This is a genomic window from Faunimonas sp. B44, assembly GCF_052655945.1.
In genome coordinates this window covers 1-21,835 of the sequence record NZ_JBQYEX010000002.1, presented here as the reverse complement: position 1 = coordinate 21,835, position 21,835 = coordinate 1, and the positions used below count along the sequence as shown (strand labels likewise).

Annotated in this window: 36 protein-coding genes; 2 read left to right on the top strand and 34 right to left on the bottom strand. The window is 67.3% G+C overall.

The features are described from left to right. Positions 1-13 precede the first annotated feature (13 nt). The 7 genes from ACUN0C_RS03280 to ACUN0C_RS03250 all read right to left on the bottom strand — a co-directional run bounded on the left by ACUN0C_RS03280 (position 14) and on the right by ACUN0C_RS03250 (position 6,766). The gene (locus ACUN0C_RS03280; RefSeq protein WP_445464901.1) at positions 14-1,216 is read right to left on the bottom strand and encodes an OpgC family protein; all 1,203 of its coding nucleotides are present in this window, start codon (positions 1,214-1,216) and stop codon (positions 14-16) included. Between the two features lie 223 nt (positions 1,217-1,439). After that, positions 1,440-2,420 (bottom strand): RluA family pseudouridine synthase, encoded by a 981-nt coding sequence (locus tag ACUN0C_RS03275; protein WP_445464900.1) that lies wholly within the window; start codon positions 2,418-2,420, stop codon positions 1,440-1,442. A 6-nt stretch (positions 2,421-2,426) separates the two neighbouring features. Continuing rightward, a complete protein-coding gene (gene crcB / locus ACUN0C_RS03270; protein ID WP_445464899.1) occupies positions 2,427-2,807 on the bottom strand; it encodes a fluoride efflux transporter CrcB in 381 nt (126 codons plus the stop codon). A 68-nt stretch (positions 2,808-2,875) separates the two neighbouring features. Then, positions 2,876-3,409 (bottom strand): chromate transporter, encoded by a 534-nt coding sequence (locus ACUN0C_RS03265; protein WP_445464898.1) that lies wholly within the window; start codon positions 3,407-3,409, stop codon positions 2,876-2,878. After that, a complete protein-coding gene (locus ACUN0C_RS03260; protein WP_445464897.1) occupies positions 3,406-3,981 on the bottom strand; it encodes a chromate transporter in 576 nt (191 codons plus the stop codon). The genes ACUN0C_RS03265 and ACUN0C_RS03260 overlap by 4 nt, the downstream gene beginning before the upstream one ends. Positions 3,982-4,055: 74 nt before the next feature. Then, on the bottom strand, positions 4,056-5,366 hold the full coding sequence (locus tag ACUN0C_RS03255) for a replication-associated recombination protein A (protein WP_445464896.1): 1,311 nt from the start codon (positions 5,364-5,366) through the stop codon (positions 4,056-4,058). Further along, positions 5,363-6,766 (bottom strand): Do family serine endopeptidase, encoded by a 1,404-nt coding sequence (locus tag ACUN0C_RS03250; protein WP_445464895.1) that lies wholly within the window; start codon positions 6,764-6,766, stop codon positions 5,363-5,365. Before ACUN0C_RS03250 ends, ACUN0C_RS03255 begins: the two co-directional genes overlap by 4 nt. Positions 6,767-6,895: 129 nt before the next feature. Between ACUN0C_RS03250 and ACUN0C_RS03245 the strand changes: the two genes are divergently transcribed. Next, the gene (locus tag ACUN0C_RS03245; RefSeq protein WP_445464894.1) at positions 6,896-7,369 is read left to right on the top strand and encodes an SRPBCC family protein; all 474 of its coding nucleotides are present in this window, start codon (positions 6,896-6,898) and stop codon (positions 7,367-7,369) included. 103 nt (positions 7,370-7,472) lie between these two features. Beyond that, the gene (locus tag ACUN0C_RS03240) at positions 7,473-7,700 is read left to right on the top strand and encodes a hypothetical protein (RefSeq protein WP_445464893.1); all 228 of its coding nucleotides are present in this window, start codon (positions 7,473-7,475) and stop codon (positions 7,698-7,700) included. 67 nt (positions 7,701-7,767) lie between these two features. Here ACUN0C_RS03240 and rplQ read toward each other — a convergent pair whose 3' ends face one another. The 27 genes from rplQ to rpsJ form a co-directional block, all read right to left on the bottom strand. Next, positions 7,768-8,196, bottom strand: coding sequence for a 50S ribosomal protein L17 (rplQ, locus tag ACUN0C_RS03235; protein ID WP_445464892.1), 429 nt, complete (start codon positions 8,194-8,196; stop codon positions 7,768-7,770). A 46-nt stretch (positions 8,197-8,242) separates the two neighbouring features. Next, positions 8,243-9,259: a DNA-directed RNA polymerase subunit alpha gene (locus ACUN0C_RS03230; RefSeq protein ID WP_445464891.1), complete on the bottom strand. Its 1,017-nt coding sequence runs from the start codon at positions 9,257-9,259 to the stop codon at positions 8,243-8,245. Positions 9,260-9,314: 55 nt separating this feature from the next. Then, complete coding sequence (gene rpsK, locus ACUN0C_RS03225; RefSeq protein ID WP_445464890.1) at positions 9,315-9,704, bottom strand: 30S ribosomal protein S11; 390 nt, start codon at positions 9,702-9,704, stop codon at positions 9,315-9,317. 24 nt (positions 9,705-9,728) lie between these two features. After that, positions 9,729-10,097 (bottom strand): 30S ribosomal protein S13, encoded by a 369-nt coding sequence (rpsM, locus tag ACUN0C_RS03220; RefSeq protein ID WP_445464889.1) that lies wholly within the window; start codon positions 10,095-10,097, stop codon positions 9,729-9,731. Between the two features lie 175 nt (positions 10,098-10,272). Then, a complete protein-coding gene (locus tag ACUN0C_RS03215; protein ID WP_445464888.1) occupies positions 10,273-10,947 on the bottom strand; it encodes an adenylate kinase in 675 nt (224 codons plus the stop codon). Continuing rightward, complete coding sequence (gene secY, locus ACUN0C_RS03210; protein ID WP_445464887.1) at positions 10,944-12,278, bottom strand: preprotein translocase subunit SecY; 1,335 nt, start codon at positions 12,276-12,278, stop codon at positions 10,944-10,946. The genes ACUN0C_RS03215 and secY overlap by 4 nt, the downstream gene beginning before the upstream one ends. Positions 12,279-12,299: 21 nt before the next feature. Further along, positions 12,300-12,785, bottom strand: coding sequence for a 50S ribosomal protein L15 (rplO, locus tag ACUN0C_RS03205; RefSeq protein WP_445464886.1), 486 nt, complete (start codon positions 12,783-12,785; stop codon positions 12,300-12,302). A 28-nt stretch (positions 12,786-12,813) separates the two neighbouring features. Beyond that, on the bottom strand, positions 12,814-13,008 hold the full coding sequence (gene rpmD, locus ACUN0C_RS03200; RefSeq protein WP_445464885.1) for a 50S ribosomal protein L30: 195 nt from the start codon (positions 13,006-13,008) through the stop codon (positions 12,814-12,816). A gap of 2 nt (positions 13,009-13,010) precedes the next feature. Further along, positions 13,011-13,583, bottom strand: coding sequence for a 30S ribosomal protein S5 (gene rpsE / locus ACUN0C_RS03195; protein ID WP_445464884.1), 573 nt, complete (start codon positions 13,581-13,583; stop codon positions 13,011-13,013). Positions 13,584-13,620: 37 nt separating this feature from the next. Then, entirely contained in the window at positions 13,621-13,983 is a 363-nt protein-coding gene (gene rplR, locus ACUN0C_RS03190) for a 50S ribosomal protein L18 (RefSeq protein ID WP_445464883.1), read from the bottom strand. 10 nt (positions 13,984-13,993) lie between these two features. Then, on the bottom strand, positions 13,994-14,527 hold the full coding sequence (gene rplF, locus ACUN0C_RS03185; protein WP_445464882.1) for a 50S ribosomal protein L6: 534 nt from the start codon (positions 14,525-14,527) through the stop codon (positions 13,994-13,996). 28 nt (positions 14,528-14,555) lie between these two features. Then, on the bottom strand, positions 14,556-14,954 hold the full coding sequence (gene rpsH / locus ACUN0C_RS03180; RefSeq protein ID WP_445464881.1) for a 30S ribosomal protein S8: 399 nt from the start codon (positions 14,952-14,954) through the stop codon (positions 14,556-14,558). A 10-nt stretch (positions 14,955-14,964) separates the two neighbouring features. Next, on the bottom strand, positions 14,965-15,270 hold the full coding sequence (rpsN, locus tag ACUN0C_RS03175; RefSeq protein ID WP_445464880.1) for a 30S ribosomal protein S14: 306 nt from the start codon (positions 15,268-15,270) through the stop codon (positions 14,965-14,967). 26 nt (positions 15,271-15,296) lie between these two features. Continuing rightward, positions 15,297-15,869 carry a 50S ribosomal protein L5 gene (rplE, locus tag ACUN0C_RS03170; RefSeq protein WP_445464879.1) on the bottom strand — a complete coding sequence of 191 codons (573 nt, stop codon included), beginning with the start codon at positions 15,867-15,869 and terminating at the stop codon, positions 15,297-15,299. Beyond that, the gene (rplX, locus tag ACUN0C_RS03165) at positions 15,862-16,179 is read right to left on the bottom strand and encodes a 50S ribosomal protein L24 (RefSeq protein ID WP_445464878.1); all 318 of its coding nucleotides are present in this window, start codon (positions 16,177-16,179) and stop codon (positions 15,862-15,864) included. The genes rplE and rplX overlap by 8 nt, the downstream gene beginning before the upstream one ends. After that, a complete protein-coding gene (gene rplN / locus ACUN0C_RS03160; RefSeq protein WP_445464877.1) occupies positions 16,179-16,547 on the bottom strand; it encodes a 50S ribosomal protein L14 in 369 nt (122 codons plus the stop codon). Before rplN ends, rplX begins: the two co-directional genes overlap by 1 nt. 74 nt (positions 16,548-16,621) lie before the next feature. Beyond that, complete coding sequence (gene rpsQ / locus ACUN0C_RS03155; RefSeq protein ID WP_445464876.1) at positions 16,622-16,864, bottom strand: 30S ribosomal protein S17; 243 nt, start codon at positions 16,862-16,864, stop codon at positions 16,622-16,624. Positions 16,865-16,873: 9 nt separating this feature from the next. Beyond that, the gene (gene rpmC, locus ACUN0C_RS03150; RefSeq protein ID WP_445464875.1) at positions 16,874-17,077 is read right to left on the bottom strand and encodes a 50S ribosomal protein L29; all 204 of its coding nucleotides are present in this window, start codon (positions 17,075-17,077) and stop codon (positions 16,874-16,876) included. A gap of 11 nt (positions 17,078-17,088) precedes the next feature. Next, a complete protein-coding gene (gene rplP, locus ACUN0C_RS03145; protein WP_445464874.1) occupies positions 17,089-17,502 on the bottom strand; it encodes a 50S ribosomal protein L16 in 414 nt (137 codons plus the stop codon). A gap of 29 nt (positions 17,503-17,531) precedes the next feature. Further along, positions 17,532-18,233, bottom strand: a complete 702-nt coding sequence (gene rpsC / locus ACUN0C_RS03140; protein WP_445464873.1) for a 30S ribosomal protein S3 — start codon at positions 18,231-18,233, stop codon at positions 17,532-17,534. Between the two features lie 11 nt (positions 18,234-18,244). After that, a complete protein-coding gene (gene rplV, locus ACUN0C_RS03135; protein WP_445464872.1) occupies positions 18,245-18,625 on the bottom strand; it encodes a 50S ribosomal protein L22 in 381 nt (126 codons plus the stop codon). A 3-nt stretch (positions 18,626-18,628) separates the two neighbouring features. Then, positions 18,629-18,907 carry a 30S ribosomal protein S19 gene (rpsS, locus tag ACUN0C_RS03130; protein ID WP_445464871.1) on the bottom strand — a complete coding sequence of 93 codons (279 nt, stop codon included), beginning with the start codon at positions 18,905-18,907 and terminating at the stop codon, positions 18,629-18,631. Positions 18,908-18,931: 24 nt separating this feature from the next. Next, positions 18,932-19,768, bottom strand: coding sequence for a 50S ribosomal protein L2 (rplB, locus tag ACUN0C_RS03125; RefSeq protein ID WP_445464870.1), 837 nt, complete (start codon positions 19,766-19,768; stop codon positions 18,932-18,934). Positions 19,769-19,799: 31 nt separating this feature from the next. Further along, positions 19,800-20,093, bottom strand: coding sequence for a 50S ribosomal protein L23 (locus ACUN0C_RS03120; protein ID WP_445464869.1), 294 nt, complete (start codon positions 20,091-20,093; stop codon positions 19,800-19,802). After that, positions 20,090-20,710, bottom strand: a complete 621-nt coding sequence (gene rplD, locus ACUN0C_RS03115) for a 50S ribosomal protein L4 (protein WP_445464868.1) — start codon at positions 20,708-20,710, stop codon at positions 20,090-20,092. Before rplD ends, ACUN0C_RS03120 begins: the two co-directional genes overlap by 4 nt. After that, a complete protein-coding gene (gene rplC / locus ACUN0C_RS03110) occupies positions 20,710-21,438 on the bottom strand; it encodes a 50S ribosomal protein L3 (protein ID WP_445464867.1) in 729 nt (242 codons plus the stop codon). Before rplC ends, rplD begins: the two co-directional genes overlap by 1 nt. Positions 21,439-21,465: 27 nt before the next feature. Next, a complete protein-coding gene (gene rpsJ / locus ACUN0C_RS03105) occupies positions 21,466-21,774 on the bottom strand; it encodes a 30S ribosomal protein S10 (RefSeq protein WP_445464866.1) in 309 nt (102 codons plus the stop codon). Positions 21,775-21,835 lie beyond the last annotated feature (61 nt).

Below are 21,835 nucleotides of genomic sequence, written 5' to 3'. Positions count from 1 at the left end.
GCTCGCCGGCCGGTCAGCGCCCGGCCTTCTGCGGCTGCGCCCGCGCCGGTGCGAGCCGGCCCATCCGGTAGTCGCGCCAGACGGCAGGCAGCGTCAGGAGGAGCACGGCGAAGAGGGCGATGCCGGTCTTGGTCGCCTCGTCGAAGGCGCCGTAGTGCCAGTCGATGCCCTTCACCACGTAGACGATGATGACGTGCCAGGCATAGACCTGCAGCGAATGCCGGCCGAGGAGACGCAGGAAGCCCAGGCTGAAGAGGCCATGCAGCGCGTTCGCGATCTTCTGCGCCGTCGCGTTCTCGGAGCGCGGTCCGGCGATCAGCAGCCAGGCCAGCGTGTAGGCGAGCGCGACGAAGTTCACCAGGAAGACCAGGCTGAATTCGTTGCGGAGCTCGAAGCGCTGGAACCGCTTCATGGCGTCCTCCGACACGAGGCCGAAGGTGAAGCCGAGCCGCCAGGCCATGAAGAAGAGGAGCAGCGCCACGAACGCCTTCAGGAGGCCGGTCCGGTCGGGGCGGAAGACCTCGGTCCAGGGGATCCGGTTCTGCGCCGTTAGCGCGCCGAGCACGAGGCCGCTCATGAACACGACCTGCCAGCCGAGCACGTTGAAGGGCACGCGCATCGAGAGCCCCTCCTGGAAATGGGAGAGGCCGGCATTCATCGCGTTCGCCACCGGGATGTGCGCGCCCAGCTGCACGCCGAGCCAGAGCACGGCAGAGCCGATCGCGACCCACAGCCACTCGCCGCGGATGCAGAGCCAGACGAGCGGAGGCGCGACGACCATGTAGACGACGTATTGCGGCAGGATGTCGAGATAGGTCGGCTGGTACAGGAAGAGCGCGGCAGCGATCCGGTAGGCGGGGTACGGGCCGTCCACATTGCCGAGCCAGGCGTCCCAGTAGACGCCCGCATAGGGCAGCACCTGGCCGAGCAGCAGGATCACGAAGATGCAGCCGATCGCATAGGCGTAGAGCTCCGCAGAGCGCCGCCAGAGCGCGGAAGAACCGGCCCAGAAGCCGCCCTTCAGCATCTTCTTCGCATAGATGAGCCCGACGAGCAGGCCGGACAGGAACACGAATCCCTGCGCGTCCTGGACGAAGCCGAGCTCGGCGTGGTTGATCTTGACGAGCTTGTAGCCGCCCTCGAACGTCAGATGCGTGAGCATCATGAAGACGAGGAAATATCCCCGCATCCCGTCGATCACTTCCACGCGCCGCATCGATACGTCTCCGCGTCCCGGGCCGAAGATGAAGATGGCCACGGCGACAAAACCGCACCCGGGCCGATGGGTTCCAGCCGCACACGTCCTGATTGCCGCAGGAATGGGGCGATGGTTCGCCGGGATGGAAACTGGGGAGCGGGATCGGTGGCCACGAAAAAGAGCCTGGCGTCCCTTGTGTGGAACAGGCGGCGCGCCGGTCGCCGTCGGACAGAAGGATCTTCTACAGCGATTCCTCGGCCATCTCCCCGGTCCGGTCGTCGAACGCCAGAACGGACCAGCTTTGCCGCATGTGCGGCGGCATCGGCGCGACGACGTCGAGCTTGCCGCCGGACGGGTGCGGGATGACGATCCGGCGGGCGTGAAGGTGCAGCCTGTTCTGGATGCCGCCCGGCAGCTCCCAGTTCTCGATGTTGAAGTATTTCGCATCGCCGACGATCGGGTGACCGATATGGGCGGCGTGCGCGCGCAGCTGGTGCGTGCGTCCGGTGATCGGCCGCATCACCAGCCAGGCGAGCTTCTGTCCCGCCTGGTCGGCGACGACGTAGTTGGAGACGGCGTGCTCGGTGCCCCGCTCGCCGTGCTGGGCGATCCGCACGCGGTCGCCGATCGGGCCTTCCTCCTTGCGCAGGAAGGTCGAGATCCTGCCCTGCGGCGGCCGCGGCACGCCGGCGACAAGCGCCCAGTAGATCTTCCGCGTCTCCCGTTCCTTGAAAGCGTTGCCGAGGAACGCCGCCGCGGTCCGGGTGCGCGCGACGACCAGCACGCCCGAGGTGTCGCGGTCGAGCCGGTGCACCAGCTTCGGCCGCCGCCCGTGGCGGTCGGTGAACGCCTCCAGCATGGCGTCCACATGCCGGGTGACGCCCGACCCGCCCTGCACGGCGAGCCCCGGCGGCTTGTTGAAGACGATTACCTGATCGTCCTCATGCAGGATCGCCGCGGCGAGGTCCTCTGCCGTCCGTCCCGCGGCCGCTGGCCGGGACTTCACCGTGTCGCCGGCCTGCAGCGGCGGTACGCGCACCTGCTGCCCGGCAGCGAGACGGGTGGACGCCTGGACGCGGCCGCCATCGACGCGGATCTGGCCCGAGCGCAGAAGCTTCTGCAGATGGCCGAACCCCAGCCCCGGAAAATGCGTCTTGAACCAGCGGTCGACGCGCATGCCCGCCTCGTCGCGCTCCACCGTGCGTGTCTGAACCTCGGCCATCGCGGCTCACACCAGCGCGCGAACGAGGCCGAGGCCGAGGGCGAGCGCGGCGATCGAAAGGACGACGGAGGCGCCGACATAAAGCGCTGCGGCGGCGATCGCGCCGCGCTCCCACAGCAAGATTGCGTCGAGCGAAAACGCCGAAAAGGTGGTGAACCCGCCGAGCACGCCGGTCGCGAGGAACAGGCGGATCTCCTGTCCGCCGGCGGTCGACTTGAGTGCAAGCCAGCCGACGAGCAGGCCCATCAGAAGCCCGCCAAGCACGTTCACTGTCAGCGTCCCGTAGGGAAACCCCGTTCCAAACGCCCGGAGGGCGGCCATGTTGACGAGATGGCGTGACGCCGCCCCCAGGGCGCCTCCGCAACCGACGATGAGGACATGAAGCATGCGCCACCCCTAGCGACCCGATGGGACCTGAACAAGCGTCTCCCGCTCATCGCGCGAGGCGCGGCCGCTCAGACAAGCCCGAGAAAGCCTGCAAGCCCGGCGATCCCGAGCAGAAGGAGCGGGTGAACCTTGGTGAAGTAGACGAAACCTGCGGTACCGACGGTCAGAACCGCGGCCATCACCGAGTCGTCGGCGTGGCGCGCGAGCACGTACGAACTTGCCGAGAAGAGGCCGATCGCAACGGGGACCAGCCCCGCCTGTGCGGCGATGCGCCAGCGGGCCTTCCGGAAGCGCTCCCAGGTCTTTGCGACAAAGAAGGCTGCGATCGAGGTCGGCATGGTCATGCAGGCGGTCGCGAGAAGCGCACCCGGCAGCCCGGCGACGTGCCACCCGATGAGCGTGACGAGCATCATGTTCGGGCCGGGCGCCGCCTGCGCGATCGCGAAGAGGTCCGTGAACCGCGCCGACGACATCCACCCGTAGACGTCGACGGATAGCCGGTGGATCTCCGGCACGAGCGCGTTCACGCCCCCGACCGCCAGCAGCGAGAGCGATGCGAACGTTGTCGCAAGCAGCCAGAGCTCGCCGTCTTCGCGGCTCACCGCATCCTCCACAGCGCGACGGCGATGCTGAACGGGGCGACGGAGAAAAGGACCGCCGGCAAGGAGAAGCCCAGAACCGCAACGCCGACGAAGGTGATGGTGGCGAAGGCGATCTGCACCCGCTCGTCGGCCTTGATGATGGGAACCGCCATCTTGGCGGCGGTCGCGAGAATCAGGCCCGCCGCAGCCGCGGCAACCCCGCGCATGACCTGGTGGACCTCCTCGAGCTGGCCGTAGCGGCCGTACAGGAACGCAAGCCCGAGCGCGACGAGGACCGGCGAGGTCATGAGGCCGAAGGTCGCCGCAAGCGTCCCTGCGGCGCCCCGGAATCGTTGCCCGACCACGATCGTCAGGTTCAGGATGTTGGGGCCGGGCAGGAACTGCGCGAGCGCAAGATCCTCGTTGAACTGGTCGGGCGTCAGCCACCGCTTCTGCTCGACGAGCATGCGCCGGGCCCAGGGCAGCACGCCGCCGAAGCCGATCAGCGAGACCCAGAAGAAGGAGAAGAACAGGTGGACGAGGCCCGGCGGTTCGGCCGTTTCCGCTACCTTGACGGGTGGTGGAGGATGCATGCGGATTCTTCTGGCAAGGCTTCGCCGCGCGCGGGCGAAGGCCACACCGTCAATAGAGGAGCAGCAGCGTCCTGTCAGCCACGCTCGGAACGTAAACGATTCCAGCGCGCAATCCGGGCCGCAAGCTCCTTCTCGAAGCCGCGCTCGGTGGGGCGGTAGAACTCCTGCCGGGGCAGTTCGGCGGGGAAGTAGTCCTGGCCGGAGAAGGCGTCCGGCGCGTCGTGGTCGTACTCGTAGCCGGCGCCGTAGCCCTCGTCCTTCATGAGCCTGGTCGGCGCGTTGAGGATGTGCTTCGGCGGGGGCAGCGAGCCGGCCTCCTTCGCCGTCCGCATCGCCGCCTTGTAGGCGACGTAGGCGGCATTCGATTTCGGCGCCGCCGCGAGATAGAGGCAGGCATTGGCGAGCGCCAGTTCGCCCTCCGGCGAGCCGAGCATGTGGTACGCGTCCCGAGCCGCATTGCAGACGACGAGCGCCTGTGGATCGGCAAGGCCGATGTCCTCGACCGCCATGCGGATCAGCCGCCGGGCGAGAAACATCGGGTCCTCGCCGGCATCGATCATCCGGCAGAGGTAATAGAGGGCCGCCTGCGGGTCGGATCCCCGCACGGCTTTGTGCAGGGCCGAGATGAGGTTGTAGTGACCGTCGGCGGCCTTGTCGTAGATGGGGGCCCGCCGCTGGAGCACGGCAGCCAGGCGTTCCGCGTCGAAGGCCTCGCCCGGCGCCGCCGCCCGCCACACCTCCTCGGCGAGCGAGATGGCGGCGCGCCCGTCGCCGTCCGCCATGCGAACGAGAGCGGCGCGGGCGCCGGCATCGAGCGGGAGCGGCCTCCCCTCCTCGCGCTCCGCCCTCTGCAGGAGGAGGTCCAGCGCATCCGCCCCGAGCGGCTTGAAGACGAGCACGCTCGCCCGCGACAGCAGCGCCGCATTGAGCTCGAAGGACGGGTTCTCGGTCGTCGCGCCGACAAGCGTGATCGTCCCGTCCTCCATGACCGGAAGGAAGGCGTCCTGCTGGGCCTTGTTGAAGCGGTGGATCTCGTCGACGAAGAGAAGCGTTCCCTGCCCGATCTGGCGCCGCCCGCGCGCCTGCTCGAACACCTTCTTGAGGTCGGCAACGCCGGAGAAGATCGCGGAAATCTGCTGGAACGCGAGGTCCGTCTCGCGCGCGAGGAGCCGGGCGACCGTCGTCTTGCCCGTGCCCGGCGGCCCCCAGAAGACGAGCGAGCCGACCCGCCCCGAGCGCAGCATGCGGGTGAGCGTTCCGTCGGCCCCGACGAGATGCTCCTGGCCGACCACATCCGCGAGCTCCCTGGGGCGAAGCCGATCCGCGAGCGGCTGCGGCGCTTCCTTGGAGAGGCCCGCCGCCTGGAACAGGTCCGTAGGGCTCATCCGCCGATCACGACGTTGGAGACCTTGCCCTGGCGGTCGATGCTGAGCCGCCACATCCGGCTCGGCGTCTCCCCGATCGCCTTCAGCTGCGCCGCCTCCGCGATCTTCTCGCCCTGCGCCTGCAGGATGACGTCACCCGGCTGGAGGCCGAGCCGGGCCGCAGGCGAACGGGGATCGACCGCAACCACGGCCACGCCTTCGCCGCTCGATCGGACCCGAAGGCGTTCGGCAAGCGCCGGGGAGAGATCGGCGACGGTCGCGCCGGCGAGCGGTCCACGTCCGCCGATCATGACCGGCGGACCGCTTTCGGGCGGGCGGCCGACGCGCACGGCCAGACTGTGCTCCCGGCCGTTCCTCAGCACCGCGAACGCGACCTCGCTGTCCAGAGGAGCCAGCGCGAGGCGGTATTCCAGTTCCCCGGCATTGGCGATCTCGCGTCCGTCGACGGCGGTCACGAGATCGCCGACCTTCATCCCGGCAGCCTCCGCCGGCGACCGGCGGTCGACCCGGGTGACGAGCGCTCCGCGCGGACGGTCGAGGTCGAGCGAGCGGGCGATGTCCTGCGTCACGGTCTGGTAGGCCGCGCCGATCCACGGCCGCACAACCTCCGTGCCGCCGCTCACGGCCTGCGCGACGACGGTCCTCACCATGTTCGAGGGAATTGCGAAACCGATGCCGAGCGAGCCGCCGCTGCGCGAGAAGATCGCCGTGTTGATGCCCACCACCCTGCCCTTCACGTCGACCAGCGCGCCGCCGGAATTGCCGGGATTGATGGCCGCGTCCGTCTGGATGAAGAACGCCATGTCGGTGATGCCGATCTCGGTGCGGGCGACGGCGGAGACGATCCCGCTCGTCACCGTCTGCCCGACGCCGAACGGGTTGCCGATGGCGAGCACCAGGTCGCCGACCTCCAGCTCGTCCGAATCGGCGAACTGAAGCACGGGCAAGGCGTCACCGGCCTCGCTCGCGCGCAGAACAGCCAGGTCGGTGCGCTCATCGCTGAGAAGGATCTCCGCCGGGAATTCGCGCCCGTCCGCCGAAGAGATCTTCACCTCGGTGGCGTTGGCGATCACGTGGTGATTGGTGACGATCACGCCGCCCGCGCCGACCACCACGCCCGACCCGAGCGATTGCCGGGGCCGTTCGCGCGGGCGACCGAACGGATCGGACAGGCCGAAGAAGCGCTCGAAGAACGGATCGCCTTCGAAGGGCGAACGCACGCGCACCCGCTCGGTCGCATAGACGTTCACGACCGCCGGTGCAGCCTGCTTCACGATCGGCGAGAAGGAGAGCTCAATCGCCTGCCGCGTCGCCGGAACCTCCGTGTCCGCATGGCCCGGTGCCGCACAGGCGAGGACGAGTGCACAGGCGGCTCCGATCAAGCGCAGCATTGTCGTCATTCCGCTCTTCCCTGCCTGCGCCCGGCCGATAAAGTTGTGGCAGCGCCCTCGCGGACGACGTTACCATCGTGCCGCCTCAGCGTGGGCGGACGCTCCACGGAGGCTGCTCTCAAGAGGGAGGCATCGAACATGCGAATCGGCTCGTTGCTGGCGGCTGTCGTCCTGCCGGTGCTGCTTACCACACCTGCCCTGGCGCTGGAGGTGTCGAAGTCCGCGACAGTGGCGGCCAAACCCGCCGATCTGTGGGCGGAGATCGGAGACTTCTGCGCGATCGGGGATTGGCACCCCGCCGTCGCCGAATGCGAAGAAACCCGGGAGAACGGGGAAACCGTGCGGACGCTGACGCTGGAAGGCGGCGGCACCATTCGCGAGCGCCTCGTCGAGGCGACGGACACCGGCTACAGCTACGAAATCCTCGAATCCCCGCTTCCTGTGCGCAATTACCGCTCGACCCTTTCCGTCAGCGGCGAGGCCGACGGTACGCGGATCGACTGGAAAGGTTCGTTCGTGGCCCACGACGCGTCCGATGCGGACGCGGCAGGGATCATCGAAGGCATCTACCAGGCGGGGCTCGATTCCATTGCCAAGGGCGCCGGCAACTGAGGACGATGCCGGCATCGGAGGCCCGACATCGTATGGCACGGCGGTTGCATGGGGAAAGGCAGGAAACGCCGACGGTGAGGCTCTGCACGATCAGGAGCCATCGATGCTTTACACCGTTTGGATTGCCATCTGCCTGACAGCCGTACCGGCGATGGAATGCAGCAAGCCCACAGCCGTCCACTGGATCGCCGTTCCCGAACAGGCCCGCTCCCAGAGCGGATGCCTCTCGGATGGGCTCCGCTTCGCCGCAAGCTCCCACCTGGTGACCGCCGGCAGTTATCCGAAGGTCTTCTGCATGCCGGGACCGAACCTCGCCGCGCTGCAACATTAGGCGGCCAGAACGAAGAAGGGGCCCGCTGAGGCCCCTTCAATTCTCGATAATTGCTGCGCGAGGCGGCTCAGGCAGCCGCTTCCTCGGCCTGCTCCTCGGCCTCGACGCGGGCACGGTCGCCGGCGCCCCTCGCCGATTCGTCGCGATCGACGAACTCGATGACGCCGACGGGCGCGTTGTCGCCGTAGCGGAAGCCGGCCTTCAGCACCCGCGTGTAGCCGCCGTTCCGCTCCGCGTAGCGCGGGCCGAGCGTCTCGAAGAGCTTCTTGACCATCTCCTCGTCGCGCAGCCGGGAAGCCGCCACGCGCCGGGCGTGGAGGTCGCCGCGCTTGGCGAGCGTGATGAGCTTCTCGACGATCGGCCGCAGCTCCTTCGCCTTCGGCAGCGTCGTCACGATCTGCTCGTGCTGGATCAGCGACGCCGCCATGTTGGCGAACATCGCCTGGCGGTGGCTAGAGGTGCGGTTCAGCTTGCGGCCGGATTTGCCGTGGCGCATGGCCCTTCTCCTTGTTCTGCCGGCGGCTCACGCCGTGGGCGAAGTCTCAGTACTGGTCCTCGAAGCGCTTGGCCAGCTCGTCGATGTTCTCGGGCGGCCAGTTCGGCACTTCCATGCCGAGGTGCAGGCCCATGGAGGCGAGCACTTCCTTGATCTCGTTCAGCGACTTCCGTCCGAAGTTCGGGGTCCGGAGCATCTCCGCCTCGGTCTTCTGGATGAGGTCGCCGATATAGACGATGTTGTCGTTCTTCAGGCAGTTGGCCGAACGCACCGAGAGCTCGAGCTCGTCCACCTTCTTGAGGAGCGCCGGGTTGAACGCGAGTTCGGGCGTGGCCTCCTCGATGGTCTCCTTCTTCGGCTCCTCGAAGGAGACGAAGATCGACAGCTGGTCCTGCAGGATGCGCGCCGCATAGGCGATCGCGTCCTCGGGCTTCACGGAGCCGTCGGTCTCCAGGCTCAGCGTCAGCTTGTCGTAGTCGAGAACCTGGCCTTCGCGCGTGTTCTCGACCCGGTAGGAGACCTTCTTCACCGGCGAATAGAGGCTGTCCACTGGGATCAGCCCGATCGGCGCGTCCTCGGGCCGGTTCCGGTCCGCGGCCACGTAGCCCTTGCCGGTGTCGACCGTCAGCTCCATGCGGATGTCCGCGCCCTCGTCGAGGGTGCAGAGCACGAGCTCGGGATTGAGGATCTCGACGTCGCCGACCGTGTTGATGTCGCCGGCGGTCACCGGGCCGGGACCCTGCTTGCGGAGCGTCATCCGCTTCGGGCCCTCGCCCTGCATCCGGATCGCGATCTCCTTGATGTTGAGGACGATGTCGGTCACGTCCTCACGCACGCCGGCGATCGAGGAAAATTCGTGCAGGACGCCGTCGATCTGCACGCTGGTCACGGCCGCGCCCTGGAGCGACGACAGCAGCACGCGGCGCAGCGCGTTGCCGAGCGTCAGGCCGAAGCCGCGCTCGAGCGGCTCGGCAACGACGGTCGCGATGCGGCGACGATCGGAACCGTGCTTCACCTCGAGCTTTTCCGGCTTGATGAGATCCTGCCAGTTCTTCTGGATCACGAGGTCTACCTCTCGAAAAGCGAGGCCGCCAGCGGCGGCCTACGGGAAGTCCCGCTCAGACGCGGCGCCGCTTGGGCGGCCGGCAGCCATTGTGCGGGATGGGAGTGACGTCACGGATCGTGGTGATCGTGAACCCTGCGGCCTGCAGCGCGCGCAGCGCCGATTCGCGGCCGGAGCCGGGCCCGGACACCTCGACCTCGAGGGTGCGCATGCCGTGGTCCTGCGCCTTGCGCGCAGCCGTCTCGGCAGCCATCTGGGCGGCGTAAGGGGTCGACTTGCGCGAGCCCTTGAACCCCATGGCGCCGGCCGACGACCAGGCAATCGTGTTGCCCTGCACGTCGGTGATCGTGATCATGGTGTTGTTGAAGGTCGAGCTCACATGGGCGATGCCCGACGTGATGTTCTTGCGTTCGCGCCTTTTGACGCGGGTGGTGTCTTTCGCCATCGGTTCTGGATCCCAGCTCGCGTCTTACTTCTTCTTGCCGGCGATCGGCTTGGCCGGACCCTTGCGGGTGCGCGCATTGGTGTGCGTCCGCTGCCCCCGAACCGGCAGGCCGCGCCGATGGCGCAGTCCGCGATAGCATCCGAGATCCATCAGCCGCTTGATGTTCATCGCGGTGTCGCGGCGCAGGTCGCCTTCGACCATGTAGTCGCGGTCGATCGTCTCGCGGATCTGCAGCACCTCGGCGTCGGACAGCTCGTTGACGCGCCGCGCCTCCGGGATCCCCACCTTCTCGACGATCTCCCGAGCCTTCGCCGACCCGATGCCGTGAATGTACTGCAGCGCGATCAGGACGCGCTTGTTCGTCGGAATATTGACGCCAGCGATACGTGCCACGTCTGAAGCTCCTCTGCCGCGCCGCCGACCGGTCGAGCGCCCTTGCCAATTGACTCGGACCGGAAACGCAAAGAACCGGCCCCGGATACCCTCGGGCTTCCGGCACCGATCCCATACTCTTCAGGATTGGTGCCACTTAATGTCTCGGCAGCCGCCCGTCAACCGCCTTGAGTGCCTATTCCGCCGCGCCCTGGAGTTCAGGAAGACCGGCGACCACGGCCTCGATCTGGCGGCTCACCTCGTCGATCTCCGCCATCCCGTCCACGATCCGCAGCTTGCGCTTGGCGTAATAGTAGCCGATCAGCGGCGACGTTTCCTTGTAGTAGGCTTGCAGCCGCTGGCGCATGGTGTCCGCATTGTCGTCGGGCCGCCGCTTGAAGGTGGTCGCTCCGCAGCGGTCGCAGACGCCTTCGCGCGCCGGAACCTTCAGCGTGTCGTGATACCCTTCGCCGCACGACGCACAGGTGTAGCGGCCGGCGACGCGCTGCACGAGGACGTCGTCGTCCACCTCGAGCAGGATCACCACGTCGAGCGGAACGCGCTTGGCGGCGAGCAGCGTCTCCAGCGCATCCGCCTGGGGCAGCGTGCGCGGGAATCCGTCCAGGATGAAGCCGTTCCTGACGTCGGGCTGATCCAGCCGCTCGGAAATGATTCCGACGACGATCTCGTCCGGCACCAGCCGGCCGGCATCCATGATCGCCTTCGCCTCCCGGCCGGTCGGCGTGCCGGCGGCGACGGCCGCCCGCAGCATGTCGCCGGTCGAGAGCTGAACCAGCCCGCGCGAAGCGGCGAGCCGCTGCGCCTGCGTCCCCTTCCCGGCCCCGGGTGGACCGAGCATGATCAACCTCATCGACGCCGCCCCCTGAGCTTCGCCTTCTTGACCAGTCCTTCGTACTGATGGGCAAGCAGGTGGCCCTGAACCTGTGAGACGGTGTCCATCGTCACGCTCACCACGATCAGCAGCGACGTGCCGCCGAAATAGAAGGGCAGCGCGGCCTGCGCGATCAGGAACTCGGGCAGCAGGCAGACGATCACGAGATAAATCGCCCCGACTGCCGTGATGCGCGTCAGCACGTAGTCGATGTACTCGGCCGTCCGCTGGCCGGGCCGGATGCCCGGAATGAAGCCGCCATGCTTCTTCAGCTGCTCGGCCGTGTCCTTCGGATTGAACACCACGGCCGTGTAGAAGAAGGTGAAGAACGCGATCAGGCCGCCGTAGAAGACCATGTAGAGCGGCTGGCCGTGGCCGAGCAGCGCGGTGACGGTGGTCAGCCATTGCGGCCCCTGCCCCGCGGAAAAGTTCGCGATGGTGATGGGCAGCAGCAGCAGCGACGACGCGAAGATCGGCGGGATCACCCCCGACGTGTTGAGCTTCAGCGGCAGATGGGACGAATCCCCCTGGAACATCCGGTTCCCGACCTGACGCTTCGGGTACTGGATCAGAAGCCGCCGCTGGGCCCGCTCCATGAAGACGATGAAGGCGATGACGACGACGGCGAGGACGATCACGCCGAGGATCAGCGCAGTTGATACCGCGCCTTGGCGCCCGAGCTCGAGCGTCCCGGCAATGGCCGAGGGAAGACCCGCCACGATGCCGGCGAAGATGATGAGGGAGATGCCGTTCCCGATGCCGCGCGCGGTGATCTGCTCGCCGAGCCACATCAGGAACATCGTGCCGCCCGTCAGCGTGACGACCGCCGTGAACCGGAAGAACCAGCCGGGATCCGCCACGATCGCGCTCTGCGAGCCCTCCAGCCCGACGGCGATGCCGTAGGACTGCACGATCGCGAGCAGCACGGTCAGGTAGCGCGTGTACTGGTTGATGACCTTGCGGCCCTGCTCCCCCTCCTTCTTCAGCTGCTCGAGACGCGGCACGACCGCGGTCATCAGCTGCACGATGATGGAGGCGGAGATGTAGGGCATGATGCCGAGGGCGAAGATCGCCATGCGCTCGACGGCGCCCCCGGCAAACATGTTGAACATGCCCAGGATGCCCTGGGACTGCTGCTGGAACGCCTGCTGCAGGGCCTCGATGTTGATGCCCGGCAGCGGAATGTACGTTCCGAGCCGATAAACGAGCAGCGCGCCCAGGGTGAACCAAATCCGCTTCTTGAGTTCGGTCGCCTTGGAGAAGGCGCCGAAATTCAAGTTGGCGGCAAGCTGCTCGGCTGCTGAAGCCATGTGAACTCCGATCGGCGTCCGCTACGCGGTCGCGTCCGCGGCTTCCGCCTTCTGGGCGACCTTTATCGTGCCGCCCGCCTTCTCGACAGCCTCGATCGCGGAGCGCGTGGCGCCGGCGACGTCGAGGTCCAGCTTGGCCGTGAGCTCCCCGCCGCCGAGGACGCGCACGCCGTCCTTCTCGCGACGGATCACGCCGGCGCGCTTGAGGGCGGCGCCGTCGATCGTCTCCGCGACGTCGAGCTTTCCGGCGTCGACGGCCGTCTGCAGGCGACCCAGAGTGACCTCGGCAAAATCGCGCGCCGAGACATTGGTGAAGCCCCGCTTCGGCAGGCGGCGATGGAGCGGCATCTGTCCGCCCTCGAAGCCCTTGATGGCCACGCCGGTGCGCGACTTCTGTCCCTTCACGCCGCGGCCGGCGGTCTTGCCCTTGCCGGAGCCGATGCCGCGGCCGACGCGCTTGCGCGTCTTGTTCGCGCCTTCGTTGTCGGTGAGTTCGTTCAACTTCATCGGGTTCAATCCCTGGCGTTGGAGCCGGTCAGGCCTCGTCCACGATCCGGACGAGGTGGCTGACGGACGCGATCATGCCGCGCACTTCGGGCGTGTCGTTCAGCGTCGCACGGCGGCGCATCTTGTTCAGGCCGAGGCCGATCAGCGTCTGGCGCTGGACGACCGGGCGGCGGATCGGGCTGCCGATCTGCTCGACCGTGATGGTCTTTCCGGTGGTCGCCATGGTCAGGCCTCCTGGGCCGCCGCCTGGTCGGCATCGCGACGGCGAGCCTGCAGGCTGGACACCTTCAGGCCGCGACGGGCGGCGACCGAGCGCGGGCTGTCCTCGCGCTTCAGCGCGTCGAACGTGGCCCGGATCATGTTGTACGGATTCGACGTGCCGAGCGACTTCGCCACCACGTCCTGAATGCCGAGCGTCTCGAAGACGGCGCGCATCGGGCCGCCCGCGATGATGCCGGTGCCCGCCGGTGCGGCGCGCACGATCACCTTGCCCGCGCCATGCCGGCCGGCGACGTCGTGATGCAGCGTCCGGCCCTCGCGAAGGGCGACGCGGATCAGGCCGCGCTTCGCCGCTTCGGTCGCCTTGCGGATCGCCTCGGGCACCTCGCGCGCCTTGCCGTGGCCGAAACCGACCCGGCCGCGCTGATCGCCGACGACGACGAGCGCCGCGAAGCCGAAGCGCCGGCCGCCCTTCACCACCTTCGCCACGCGGTTGATGTGGACGAGCTTGTCGACGAACTCGCTTTCCTCGCGTTCGCCGTGCCGATCGCGCCCGTGCTGCCGTTCCCGTTGCGCCATGATAAATTCCGTTCGTTCGTGTGTCAGCGAGCCGCGCTCAGAACTCGAGGCCGCCCTCGCGTGCGGCATCGGCCAGCGCCTTGACGCGCCCGTGATAGATGTAAGCGCCGCGGTCGAACACGACGCGATCGACGCCCGCCGCCTTCGCGCGCTCCGCGATCAGCTTGCCGACGGCGGTCGCGGCCGCCTTGTCCGCGCCGGACTTGAGTTCCTCCGACAGCGCCTTCTCCAGGGTCGACGCTGCAGCCACCGTGTGGCCGCGCACGTCGTCGATCACCTGGACGTAGATGTGCTTGGAGGAGCGGAAGACGGAGAGCCGCGGCCGGCCGTTCGCGGCCCGCTTGATCGCCTTGCGGACCCGACCCTTGCGGCGGTCCTCGCTGGATTTGTTCGTAGCCATAGCGACCCCGTTACTTCTTCTTGCCTTCCTTGCGGAAGATGAACTCGTTCGCGTACTTCACGCCCTTGCCCTTGTAGGGCTCCGGCGGCCGGTAGGCGCGGATCTCGGCGGCGACCTGGCCGACCTGCTGCTTGTCGATCCCGCTGACGACGATCTCCGTCGGCCTCGGGCACTGGATCTGGATCCCTTCCGGAATCGGATAGGCCACGTCGTGGCTGTAGCCGAGCGCCAGATTGAGCGCCTGGCCCTGGACCTGGGCGCGGTAGCCGACGCCGCTGATCTCGAGCCGCTTCTCGAACCCGCTGGAGACGCCGGTGACGATGTTCTGCACGAGCGTGCGGGACATCCCCCACTGCGAGCGGGCCTCCTTCGAATCGTCGCGCGGGTCGACCTTGATCCCCTCGTCGGTCTGCGCCACCGCGACGCGATCCGCAAGCACGACGACGAGCTCGCCCTTCGGCCCCTTGGCCCGGACGGTCTGGCCTTCGACATTCGCCTGCACGCCCTGCGGTACGGCGACCGGCTTCTTGCCAATTCGAGACATCTGTTTCGTACCTGTTCGATTTCCGCGTTCAGAACACGCGGCAGAGAACCTCGCCGCCGACGTTCTGCGTGCGCGCCTCATGATCCGTCATCACGCCCTTCGGGGTGGACAGGATCGAAACGCCCAGGCCGTCGGAGACGCGGGGAATGTTGCGCACGGAAGCATAGACGCGCCGGCCCGGCTTCGAGACCCTCTGGATCTCCCGGATGACCGGCTGGCCGTCATAGTACTTCAGCTCGATCTGGAACTCGGCCTTGCCGTTGTCCGTCGTCGCCTCGGCATAGCCGCGAATGTAGCCTTCCGCCTGCAGCACCTCGAGCACACGGGCCCGAAGCGAGGAAGCCGGCGTCGTGACCGTCCCGCGGCCGCGCATCTGCGCGTTGCGGATCCGGGTCAGCATGTCCCCGAGGGGATCGTTCATGAGCATCCGCGCTCTCCTACCAGCTCGACTTCACGAGGCCGGGGATCTTGCCGTCCCCGCCCAGCTCGCGCAGCGCGATACGGCTCATCCTGAGCTTCCGGTAATAGGCGCGCGGGCGACCCGTCACCTCGCACCGGTTCCGCACCCGCGTCGGCGACGAGTTCCGCGGCAGCTCCGCGAGCTTCAGCCGCGCCGTGAAGCGCTCCTGATCGCTCAGGCTCTCGTCCGCGGCCATCGCCTTCAGCTGGGCGCGCTTCGCCCGGTACCGGTCCGCCATCTGCGCCCGGCGCTTGTTCTTCTCGATCGCGCTCTTCTTCGCCATCGTCTCGACCTCTCAATCCGCCCGGTTCACTGCCGGAACGGGAAGTTCATCGCCTTGAGAAGGGCGCGTGCCTCCTCGTCAGTCTTCGCAGTCGTGCAGACGATCACGTCCATACCCCAGATCTGATCAACCTTGTCGTAGTTGATCTCCGGGAACACGATGTGCTCCTTGATGCCCATGGCATAGTTGCCACGGCCGTCGAAGCTCTTCGGGTTCAGGCCGCGGAAGTCCCGGACGCGCGGCAGCGCGACGGTGACCAGGCGGTCCAGGAACTCGAACATGCGGTCCTTGCGCAGCGTCGCCTTCGCGCCGATCGACATGCCCTCGCGGAGCTTGAAGGTCGCGATCGACTTCCGCGCCTTGGTGATGACCGGCTTCTGACCGGTGATCATGGCGAGGTCCTCGGCCGCAGCCTGCACCTTCTTGGAATCGCCGACGGCCTCGCCGACGCCCATGTTCAGGACGATCTTGTCCAGCCGCGGCACCATCATCGGGTTCTTGTAGCCGAACTGCTCCATGAGCTTCGGCACGACCTCGTCGCGGTAGAAGTTCTTCAGCCGGGGGCCATCCGCCCGCTCCGGCGCGCTCGTATCAGCCATCGATCGTCTCTCCCGAACGCTTGGCGACCCGCACCTTGCGTCCGTCTTCCAGAATCTTGAAGCCAACGCGCGTCGGCTTGCCGGTTTCCCGGTCCTTGAGCGCGATGTTCGACAGGTGGATCGGCGATTCCTTGCGGATCAGCCCGCCCTCCTGGGCGCCCGACTGGCGCTGGTGGCGTGTCACCACGTTGACGCCGCGGACGAGCGCGCGATTCTCCTTGGGCATCACCTGGATGACCTCGCCGGTGCGCCCCTTGTCGCGGCCGGTGAGCACGACCACCTGGTCGCCCTTGCGGATCTTAGCCGCCATCACAGCACCTCCGGCGCCAGCGAAATGATCTTCATGTGGTTCTTGGCGCGGAGCTCGCGCGGCACCGGTCCGAAGATGCGGGTGCCGATCGGCTCCTTCTTGTTGTCGATCAGGACCGCGGCATTCCGGTCGAACCGGATCACGCTGCCGTCCTGGCGGCGGATGTCCTTCGCGGTGCGCACCACCACGGCCTTCATCACGTCGCCCTTCTTCACGCGGCCGCGCGGAATCGCCTCCTTGATCGAGACGACGATGACGTCGCCGACCTGGGCGTACTTCCGCTTGGAACCGCCGAGCACCTTGATGCACTGGACCCGGCGGGCCCCGGAATTGTCAGCGACGTCCAGGTTCGTCTGCATCTGGATCATGGCGCGACGTCCTCTTCTCTTGCACGTGCGGGCCTAGGCCCGCCGTATGCCATGGTTCTTGTTCTTTCCGGTCGTCAGGCCGGGAATTCGTTGCCGACCACGACCCAGGACTTCGTCTTGGAAATCGGCCGGCTCTCCTGGATCACCACCGTGTCGCCGGTCTTGAACCGGTTCTCCGGGTCGTGCGCGTGGTAGTTCTTCGTCCGGCGCACGGTCTTCTTCAGCAGCGGGTGCGTGAAGCGGCGCTCGACCTTGACGACCACGGTCTGGTCGGCCTTGTCGCTGACGACGATGCCCTGCAGCAATCTCTTCGGCATCGCTCTCTCCTATGCCTTCGCTTCCGACGCGCGCTTCGCGGCGGCGATCGTCTTGATCCGCGCGATGTCGCGACGGACCTCGCGGATGCGCGCCGTCTTCTCCAACTGCCCGGTCGCCCGCTGGAACCGGAGGTTGAACTGTTCCTTCTTCAGCCGCTCGAGCTCGTCGCCGAGCTCGTCGACCGTCTTCGTGCGGATGTCGCTGGCCTTCATCATCGGCTCCGTTACTCGGCGATCCGCGTCACGACGCGGGTGCGGATCGGCAGCTTGGCGGCGCCGAGGCGAAGCGCCTCGCGTGCCACGTCCTCGCCGACACCGTCGATCTCGAACATGATCCGGCCGGGATGGACCCGGGCCGCCCAATATTCCGGCGAGCCCTTGCCCTTGCCCATGCGGACCTCGGTCGGCTTGGCCGAGACCGGCACGTCCGGAAAGATCCGGATCCAGACGCGGCCGGCACGCTTCATGTGACGCGTGATGGCGCGGCGGGCGGCTTCGATCTGACGCGCGGTCACCCGCTCCGGCTCCAGCGCCTTCAGCCCGAAAGAGCCGAAATTGAGCAGCGTTCCGCCCTTCGAGGTGCCGTGGATGCGGCCCTTGAACGCCTTGCGAAACTTGGTGCGCTTCGGTTGCAGCATTGTTCTTCTCTCTTAATCCTCGCCGCGACCTAGGCCGCGTGGCTCCGGCGCTGACCCTCGCCGCCGCCCTCCGACTGCCGCCGCTCGGAGGCCATCGGGTCGTGCTCGAGGATCTCGCCCTTGAAGATCCACACCTTAATGCCGATCGTGCCGTAGGCGGTGTGCGCCGTGGCCGTACCGAAATCGATGTCCGCCCGCAGCGTGTGGAGCGGCACGCGCCCCTCGCGGTACCACTCGGTCCGGGCGATCTCGGCGCCGCCGAGGCGGCCACCGCAATTGATCCGGATGCCCTGGGCGCCGAGCCGCATGGCCGACTGCACCGCACGCTTCATCGCCCGCCGGAACGCCACGCGGCGCTCGAGCTGCTGCGCGATCGACTGCGCGACGAGGTTGGCGTCGATCTCGGGCTTGCGCACCTCGACGATGTTGAGGTGCACTTCCGAGGTCGTCATGCGCGCCACCTTGCGGCGGAGCTTCTCGATATCGGCGCCCTTCTTGCCGATGACAATCCCCGGCCGGGCCGAATGGATGGTCACGCGGCACTTCTTGTGCGGGCGCTCGATCACGATCTTCGACACCGCCGCCTGCTTGAGGTCCTTCATCAGGGCCTCGCGGATGCGGATGTCCTCGTGCAGCAGGCTGCCGTACTCGCCCGCATCCGCGAACCAGCGCGAATCCCAGGTCTTGTTGATGCCGAGGCGAAGCCCGATCGGATTGACCTTCTGACCCATCTCTCTCGTCCTCAGGCGGTTTCTTCGACTTCCCGAACCACCACGGTGAGGTTCGAGAACGGCTTCATGATCTTGCCGACCCGGCCGCGCGCCCGCGGCCGGAACCGCTTCATGACGAGCGCCTTGCCGACATGGGCTTCGGCGACGATCAGGCTGTCGACGTCCAGATCGTGATTGTTCTCCGCATTCGCAATGGCGCTCTCCAAGGTCTTCTTGACCTGGACGGCGATGCGCTTGCGCGAGAACTCCAGATCGGCGAGCGCCGCGGAGACCTTCTTGCCGCGGATCAGCCCGGCGACGAGGTTCAGCTTCTGCGGGCTGACGCGCATCATGCGCGCAACCGCCTGCGCCTCGTTATCCTTCAGCGTCCGCTCGCGCTTCGGCTTGCCCATGGCTTACTTCCTTCTCGCCTTCTTGTCGGCCGCGTGCCCGTAATAGGTCCGCGTCGGCGAGAACTCGCCGAACTTGTGGCCGATCATGTCCTCGCTCACCTGCACCGGGACGTGCTTCTGGCCGTTGTAGACGCCGAAGGTCAGCCCCACGAACTGCGGCAGGATGGTCGAGCGTCGGCTCCAGATCCTGATGATCTCGTTGCGGCCGGACTCCCGCACCTTCTCCGCCTTCTTCAGCAGGTATCCGTCGAAGAACGGACCTTTCCAGACTGAACGTGCCACTCTTGTCTCCTAACCTGGTGCCGCTCAGCGGCCCTTGCGGGCGTGGCGCGAGCGCAGGATGTACTTTTGCGTTGCCTTGTTGGTGCGGGTCTTCTTGCCCTTGGTCGGCTTGCCCCACGGTGTGACCGGGTGCCGGCCGCCAGACGTCCGGCCCTCGCCGCCGCCATGCGGGTGGTCGATCGGGTTCATGGCGACGCCGCGAACGCTCGGCCGCTTGCCGGCCCAGCGGGACCGGCCCGCCTTGCCGAGGCTGATATTGGCGTGGTCCGGGTTCGACACCGCGCCGATCGTGCCCATGCACGAGCCGTGCACCAGGCGCTGCTCCCCGGAGTTCATGCGCAGGATCGCATAGCCCTGGTCGCGGCCGACGATCTGGGCATAGGCGCCGGCGGCGCGCGCCATCTGGCCGCCCTTGCCCGGCTTCAGCTCGATGTTGTGGATGATCGTGCCGACCGGGATCGAGCGCAGCGGCATGGCGTTGCCGGGCTTCACGTCGACGCTCTGCCCGGACACCACCGTGTCCCCTTCCGCGAGCCGCTGCGGCGCGAGGATGTAGGACTGCTCGCCGTCCTCGTAGCGGATCAGCGCGATGAAGGCGGAGCGGTTCGGATCGTATTCGAGCCGTTCGACCGTCGCCGGCACGTCGAACTTCGTCCGCTTGAAGTCGATCAGGCGATAGGTCCGCTTGTGACCGCCGCCGCGCCGGCGGGCCGTCACGCGGCCGAGATTGTTCCGCCCGCCGCTCTTGGTCAGCCCCTCGGTCAGCCCCTTCACGGGCTTGCCCTTCCAGAGGCCCGAACGGTCGACCAGGACCAACTGGCGCTGGCCCGGCGTCGTCGGATTGAAGCTCTTCAGTGCCATCGGATTATTCCCGATTCCTATCCGTTCCGGCTCACAGCCCGGTCGTCACGTCGATCGAATGGCCCTCGGCGAGGGTCACGACCGCCTTCTTGAAGTCCTTCTGGCGACCGGCGATGCCCCGGAACCGCTTGTTCTTGCCCTTGCGGACGAGCGTGTTCACCTTGTCGACCTTGACGCTGAAGAGCGCCTCGACGGCCGCCTTGATCTCCGGCTTCGTCGCCTTGTTCGCGACCTTGAAGACGACCTTGTTGTGCTCGGACGCCATGGTCGACTTCTCGGTGATCACCGGAGCGATGATCGTGTCGTAATGCCTCAGGTCGGTCATTTGAACCGCTCCTCGAGCGCCTCGACCGCGGCCCTGGTCAGGACCAGCCGGTCACGGCGCAGAATGTCGTAGACGTTGATGCCCTGGATCGGCAGCACGTCGATCTGCGGGATGTTCCTGGCCGCGCGGCCGAAACCCTCGTCGATCTCGCTGCCGCCCACGATCAGCGCATTGGTCAGGCCGAGCCCGCCGAAGCGCGCAAGCAGCGCCTTCGTCTTGGCGTCCGCGCTCTTCAGGTCGTCCACCACCACGATGGCCTCGGCGCGGGCCTTGGCCGAAAGCGCGTGGCGCAGAGCGAGCGCGCGGACCTTCTTCGGCAAGTCGATGGCATGGTCGCGAACGACCGGGCCGAACGCCTTGCCGCCGCCGCGGAACTGCGGCGCAGCCTTGTTGCCGTGCCGGGCGGAGCCGGTGCCCTTCTGCCGGTACATCTTCTTCGAGGTCGCCTTGATCTCGGAGCGACCCTTCGTCTTGTGCGAGCCCTGCTGCCGCTTGGCGAGCTGGTAGCGCACCATGCGCTGAAGGATGTCGGCGCGCGGCTCGAGGCCGAACACCGCCTCCGAGACCGTGATGCTGCCGGCGGCTTCGCCGTCTAGCGTCTTCACATCGAACTGCATCACGCCTCTCCTCCGGCCTCGGCGGCCGTCTCGGCCGGAGCCGCAGTCTCGCCGCGAGCGCGGATCGCCGCCGGCAGCGGAAGGCCTTCCGGCGCCTTTCTCTTCACGGCATCGCGCACCAGGAGCCAGCCGCCCTTGGCACCCGGAACGGCGCCGCGGATCAGGATCAGGCCCTGTTCGGCATCGGTGCGCACGACCTGCAGGTTCTGCGTCGTGACGCGCACGTCGCCCATGTGGCCGGCCATCTTCTTGCCCTTGAACACCTTGCCGGGGTCCTGGCGCTGGCCGGTCGAGCCGTGCGAGCGGTGCGAGACCGAGACGCCGTGCGTGGCGCGCAGGCCGCCGAAATTGTGCCGCTTCATGACGCCGGCGAAGCCCTTGCCGATCGAGGTGCCCGTCACGTCGACGAACTGGCCCGGAACGAAATGCTCCGCGGTGATCTCGGCGCCCACGTCGACGAGGTTCTCCGGGCTCACCCGGAACTCCGCCATCTTGCGCTTCGGCTCGACTTCGGCCTTCGCGAAATGCCCGCGCATGGCCTTGGTCGTGTTCTTCGCCTTGGCACGACCGACGCCGATCTGCAGCGCGGTGTAGCCGTCCTTGTCTTCCGTACGCTGTGCAACGACCTGGCAGCCGTCGACGCGGAGAACCGTGACGGGCACCTGCTCGCCGGCTTCCGTGTAGACGCGGGTCATGCCCAGCTTCTGTGCGATCACGCCTGAACGCATGGTCTTCTACCTCGTCAGGGCCTTGCCCTAGAGCTTGATCTCGACATCGACACCGGCAGCCAGGTCGAGCTTCATCAGCGCGTCCACCGTCTGCGGGGTCGGGTCAATGATGTCGAGCAGCCGCTTGTGGGTGCGGATCTCGAACTGCTCGCGACTCTTCTTGTCGACGTGCGGCGAGCGGTTCACCGTGAACTTCTCAATCCGGGTCGGAAGCGGAATCGGGCCGCGAATCTGCGCACCGGTCCGTTTGGCGGTCGATACGATCTCCGCCGTCGACGTATCGAGCACACGATGATCGAACGCCTTCAGCCGGATCCGGATATTCTGTCCGTTCATTTCAATGCCTCTGGAAAGAGCGGGCGCGCCGGGAAGGCGCGCCCTGCCCTCTGCTCGTTAT

Coding starts and splice junctions, on each gene's coding strand:
- rpmC (WP_445464875.1), bottom strand. CDS start 17,077: ATGAAGGCCAGCGACATCCGCACGAAGACGGTCGACGAGCTCGGCGAC.
- rpsC (WP_445464873.1), bottom strand. CDS start 18,233: ATGGGTCAGAAGGTCAATCCGATCGGGCTTCGCCTCGGCATCAACAAG.
- ACUN0C_RS03215 (WP_445464888.1), bottom strand. CDS start 10,947: ATGAGGTTGATCATGCTCGGTCCACCCGGGGCCGGGAAGGGGACGCAG.
- rplD (WP_445464868.1), bottom strand. CDS start 20,710: ATGCAGTTCGATGTGAAGACGCTAGACGGCGAAGCCGCCGGCAGCATC.
- crcB (WP_445464899.1), bottom strand. CDS start 2,807: ATGCTTCATGTCCTCATCGTCGGTTGCGGAGGCGCCCTGGGGGCGGCG.
- rplO (WP_445464886.1), bottom strand. CDS start 12,785: ATGAAGTTGAACGAACTCACCGACAACGAAGGCGCGAACAAGACGCGC.
- ACUN0C_RS03260 (WP_445464897.1), bottom strand. CDS start 3,981: ATGCATCCTCCACCACCCGTCAAGGTAGCGGAAACGGCCGAACCGCCG.
- ACUN0C_RS03240 (WP_445464893.1), top strand. CDS start 7,473: ATGCTTTACACCGTTTGGATTGCCATCTGCCTGACAGCCGTACCGGCG.
- rplV (WP_445464872.1), bottom strand. CDS start 18,625: ATGGGCAAGCCGAAGCGCGAGCGGACGCTGAAGGATAACGAGGCGCAG.
- secY (WP_445464887.1), bottom strand. CDS start 12,278: ATGGCTTCAGCAGCCGAGCAGCTTGCCGCCAACTTGAATTTCGGCGCC.
- rplN (WP_445464877.1), bottom strand. CDS start 16,547: ATGATCCAGATGCAGACGAACCTGGACGTCGCTGACAATTCCGGGGCC.
- rpsH (WP_445464881.1), bottom strand. CDS start 14,954: ATGCTCATGAACGATCCCCTCGGGGACATGCTGACCCGGATCCGCAAC.
- rplP (WP_445464874.1), bottom strand. CDS start 17,502: ATGCTGCAACCGAAGCGCACCAAGTTTCGCAAGGCGTTCAAGGGCCGC.
- ACUN0C_RS03120 (WP_445464869.1), bottom strand. CDS start 20,093: ATGACCGACCTGAGGCATTACGACACGATCATCGCTCCGGTGATCACC.
- ACUN0C_RS03280 (WP_445464901.1), bottom strand. CDS start 1,216: ATGCGGCGCGTGGAAGTGATCGACGGGATGCGGGGATATTTCCTCGTC.
- rpsQ (WP_445464876.1), bottom strand. CDS start 16,864: ATGCCGAAGAGATTGCTGCAGGGCATCGTCGTCAGCGACAAGGCCGAC.
- ACUN0C_RS03255 (WP_445464896.1), bottom strand. CDS start 5,366: ATGAGCCCTACGGACCTGTTCCAGGCGGCGGGCCTCTCCAAGGAAGCG.
- rplQ (WP_445464892.1), bottom strand. CDS start 8,196: ATGCGCCACGGCAAATCCGGCCGCAAGCTGAACCGCACCTCTAGCCAC.
- rplR (WP_445464883.1), bottom strand. CDS start 13,983: ATGGCTACGAACAAATCCAGCGAGGACCGCCGCAAGGGTCGGGTCCGC.
- rpmD (WP_445464885.1), bottom strand. CDS start 13,008: ATGGCGACCACCGGAAAGACCATCACGGTCGAGCAGATCGGCAGCCCG.
- rpsE (WP_445464884.1), bottom strand. CDS start 13,583: ATGGCGCAACGGGAACGGCAGCACGGGCGCGATCGGCACGGCGAACGC.
- rpsK (WP_445464890.1), bottom strand. CDS start 9,704: ATGGCGAAAGACACCACCCGCGTCAAAAGGCGCGAACGCAAGAACATC.
- rpsJ (WP_445464866.1), bottom strand. CDS start 21,774: ATGAACGGACAGAATATCCGGATCCGGCTGAAGGCGTTCGATCATCGT.
- rplF (WP_445464882.1), bottom strand. CDS start 14,527: ATGTCTCGAATTGGCAAGAAGCCGGTCGCCGTACCGCAGGGCGTGCAG.
- rplX (WP_445464878.1), bottom strand. CDS start 16,179: ATGGCGGCTAAGATCCGCAAGGGCGACCAGGTGGTCGTGCTCACCGGC.
- ACUN0C_RS03275 (WP_445464900.1), bottom strand. CDS start 2,420: ATGGCCGAGGTTCAGACACGCACGGTGGAGCGCGACGAGGCGGGCATG.
- rplB (WP_445464870.1), bottom strand. CDS start 19,768: ATGGCACTGAAGAGCTTCAATCCGACGACGCCGGGCCAGCGCCAGTTG.
- rpsN (WP_445464880.1), bottom strand. CDS start 15,270: ATGGCGAAGAAGAGCGCGATCGAGAAGAACAAGCGCCGGGCGCAGATG.
- rplE (WP_445464879.1), bottom strand. CDS start 15,869: ATGGCTGATACGAGCGCGCCGGAGCGGGCGGATGGCCCCCGGCTGAAG.
- rplC (WP_445464867.1), bottom strand. CDS start 21,438: ATGCGTTCAGGCGTGATCGCACAGAAGCTGGGCATGACCCGCGTCTAC.
- ACUN0C_RS03250 (WP_445464895.1), bottom strand. CDS start 6,766: ATGACGACAATGCTGCGCTTGATCGGAGCCGCCTGTGCACTCGTCCTC.
- ACUN0C_RS03245 (WP_445464894.1), top strand. CDS start 6,896: ATGCGAATCGGCTCGTTGCTGGCGGCTGTCGTCCTGCCGGTGCTGCTT.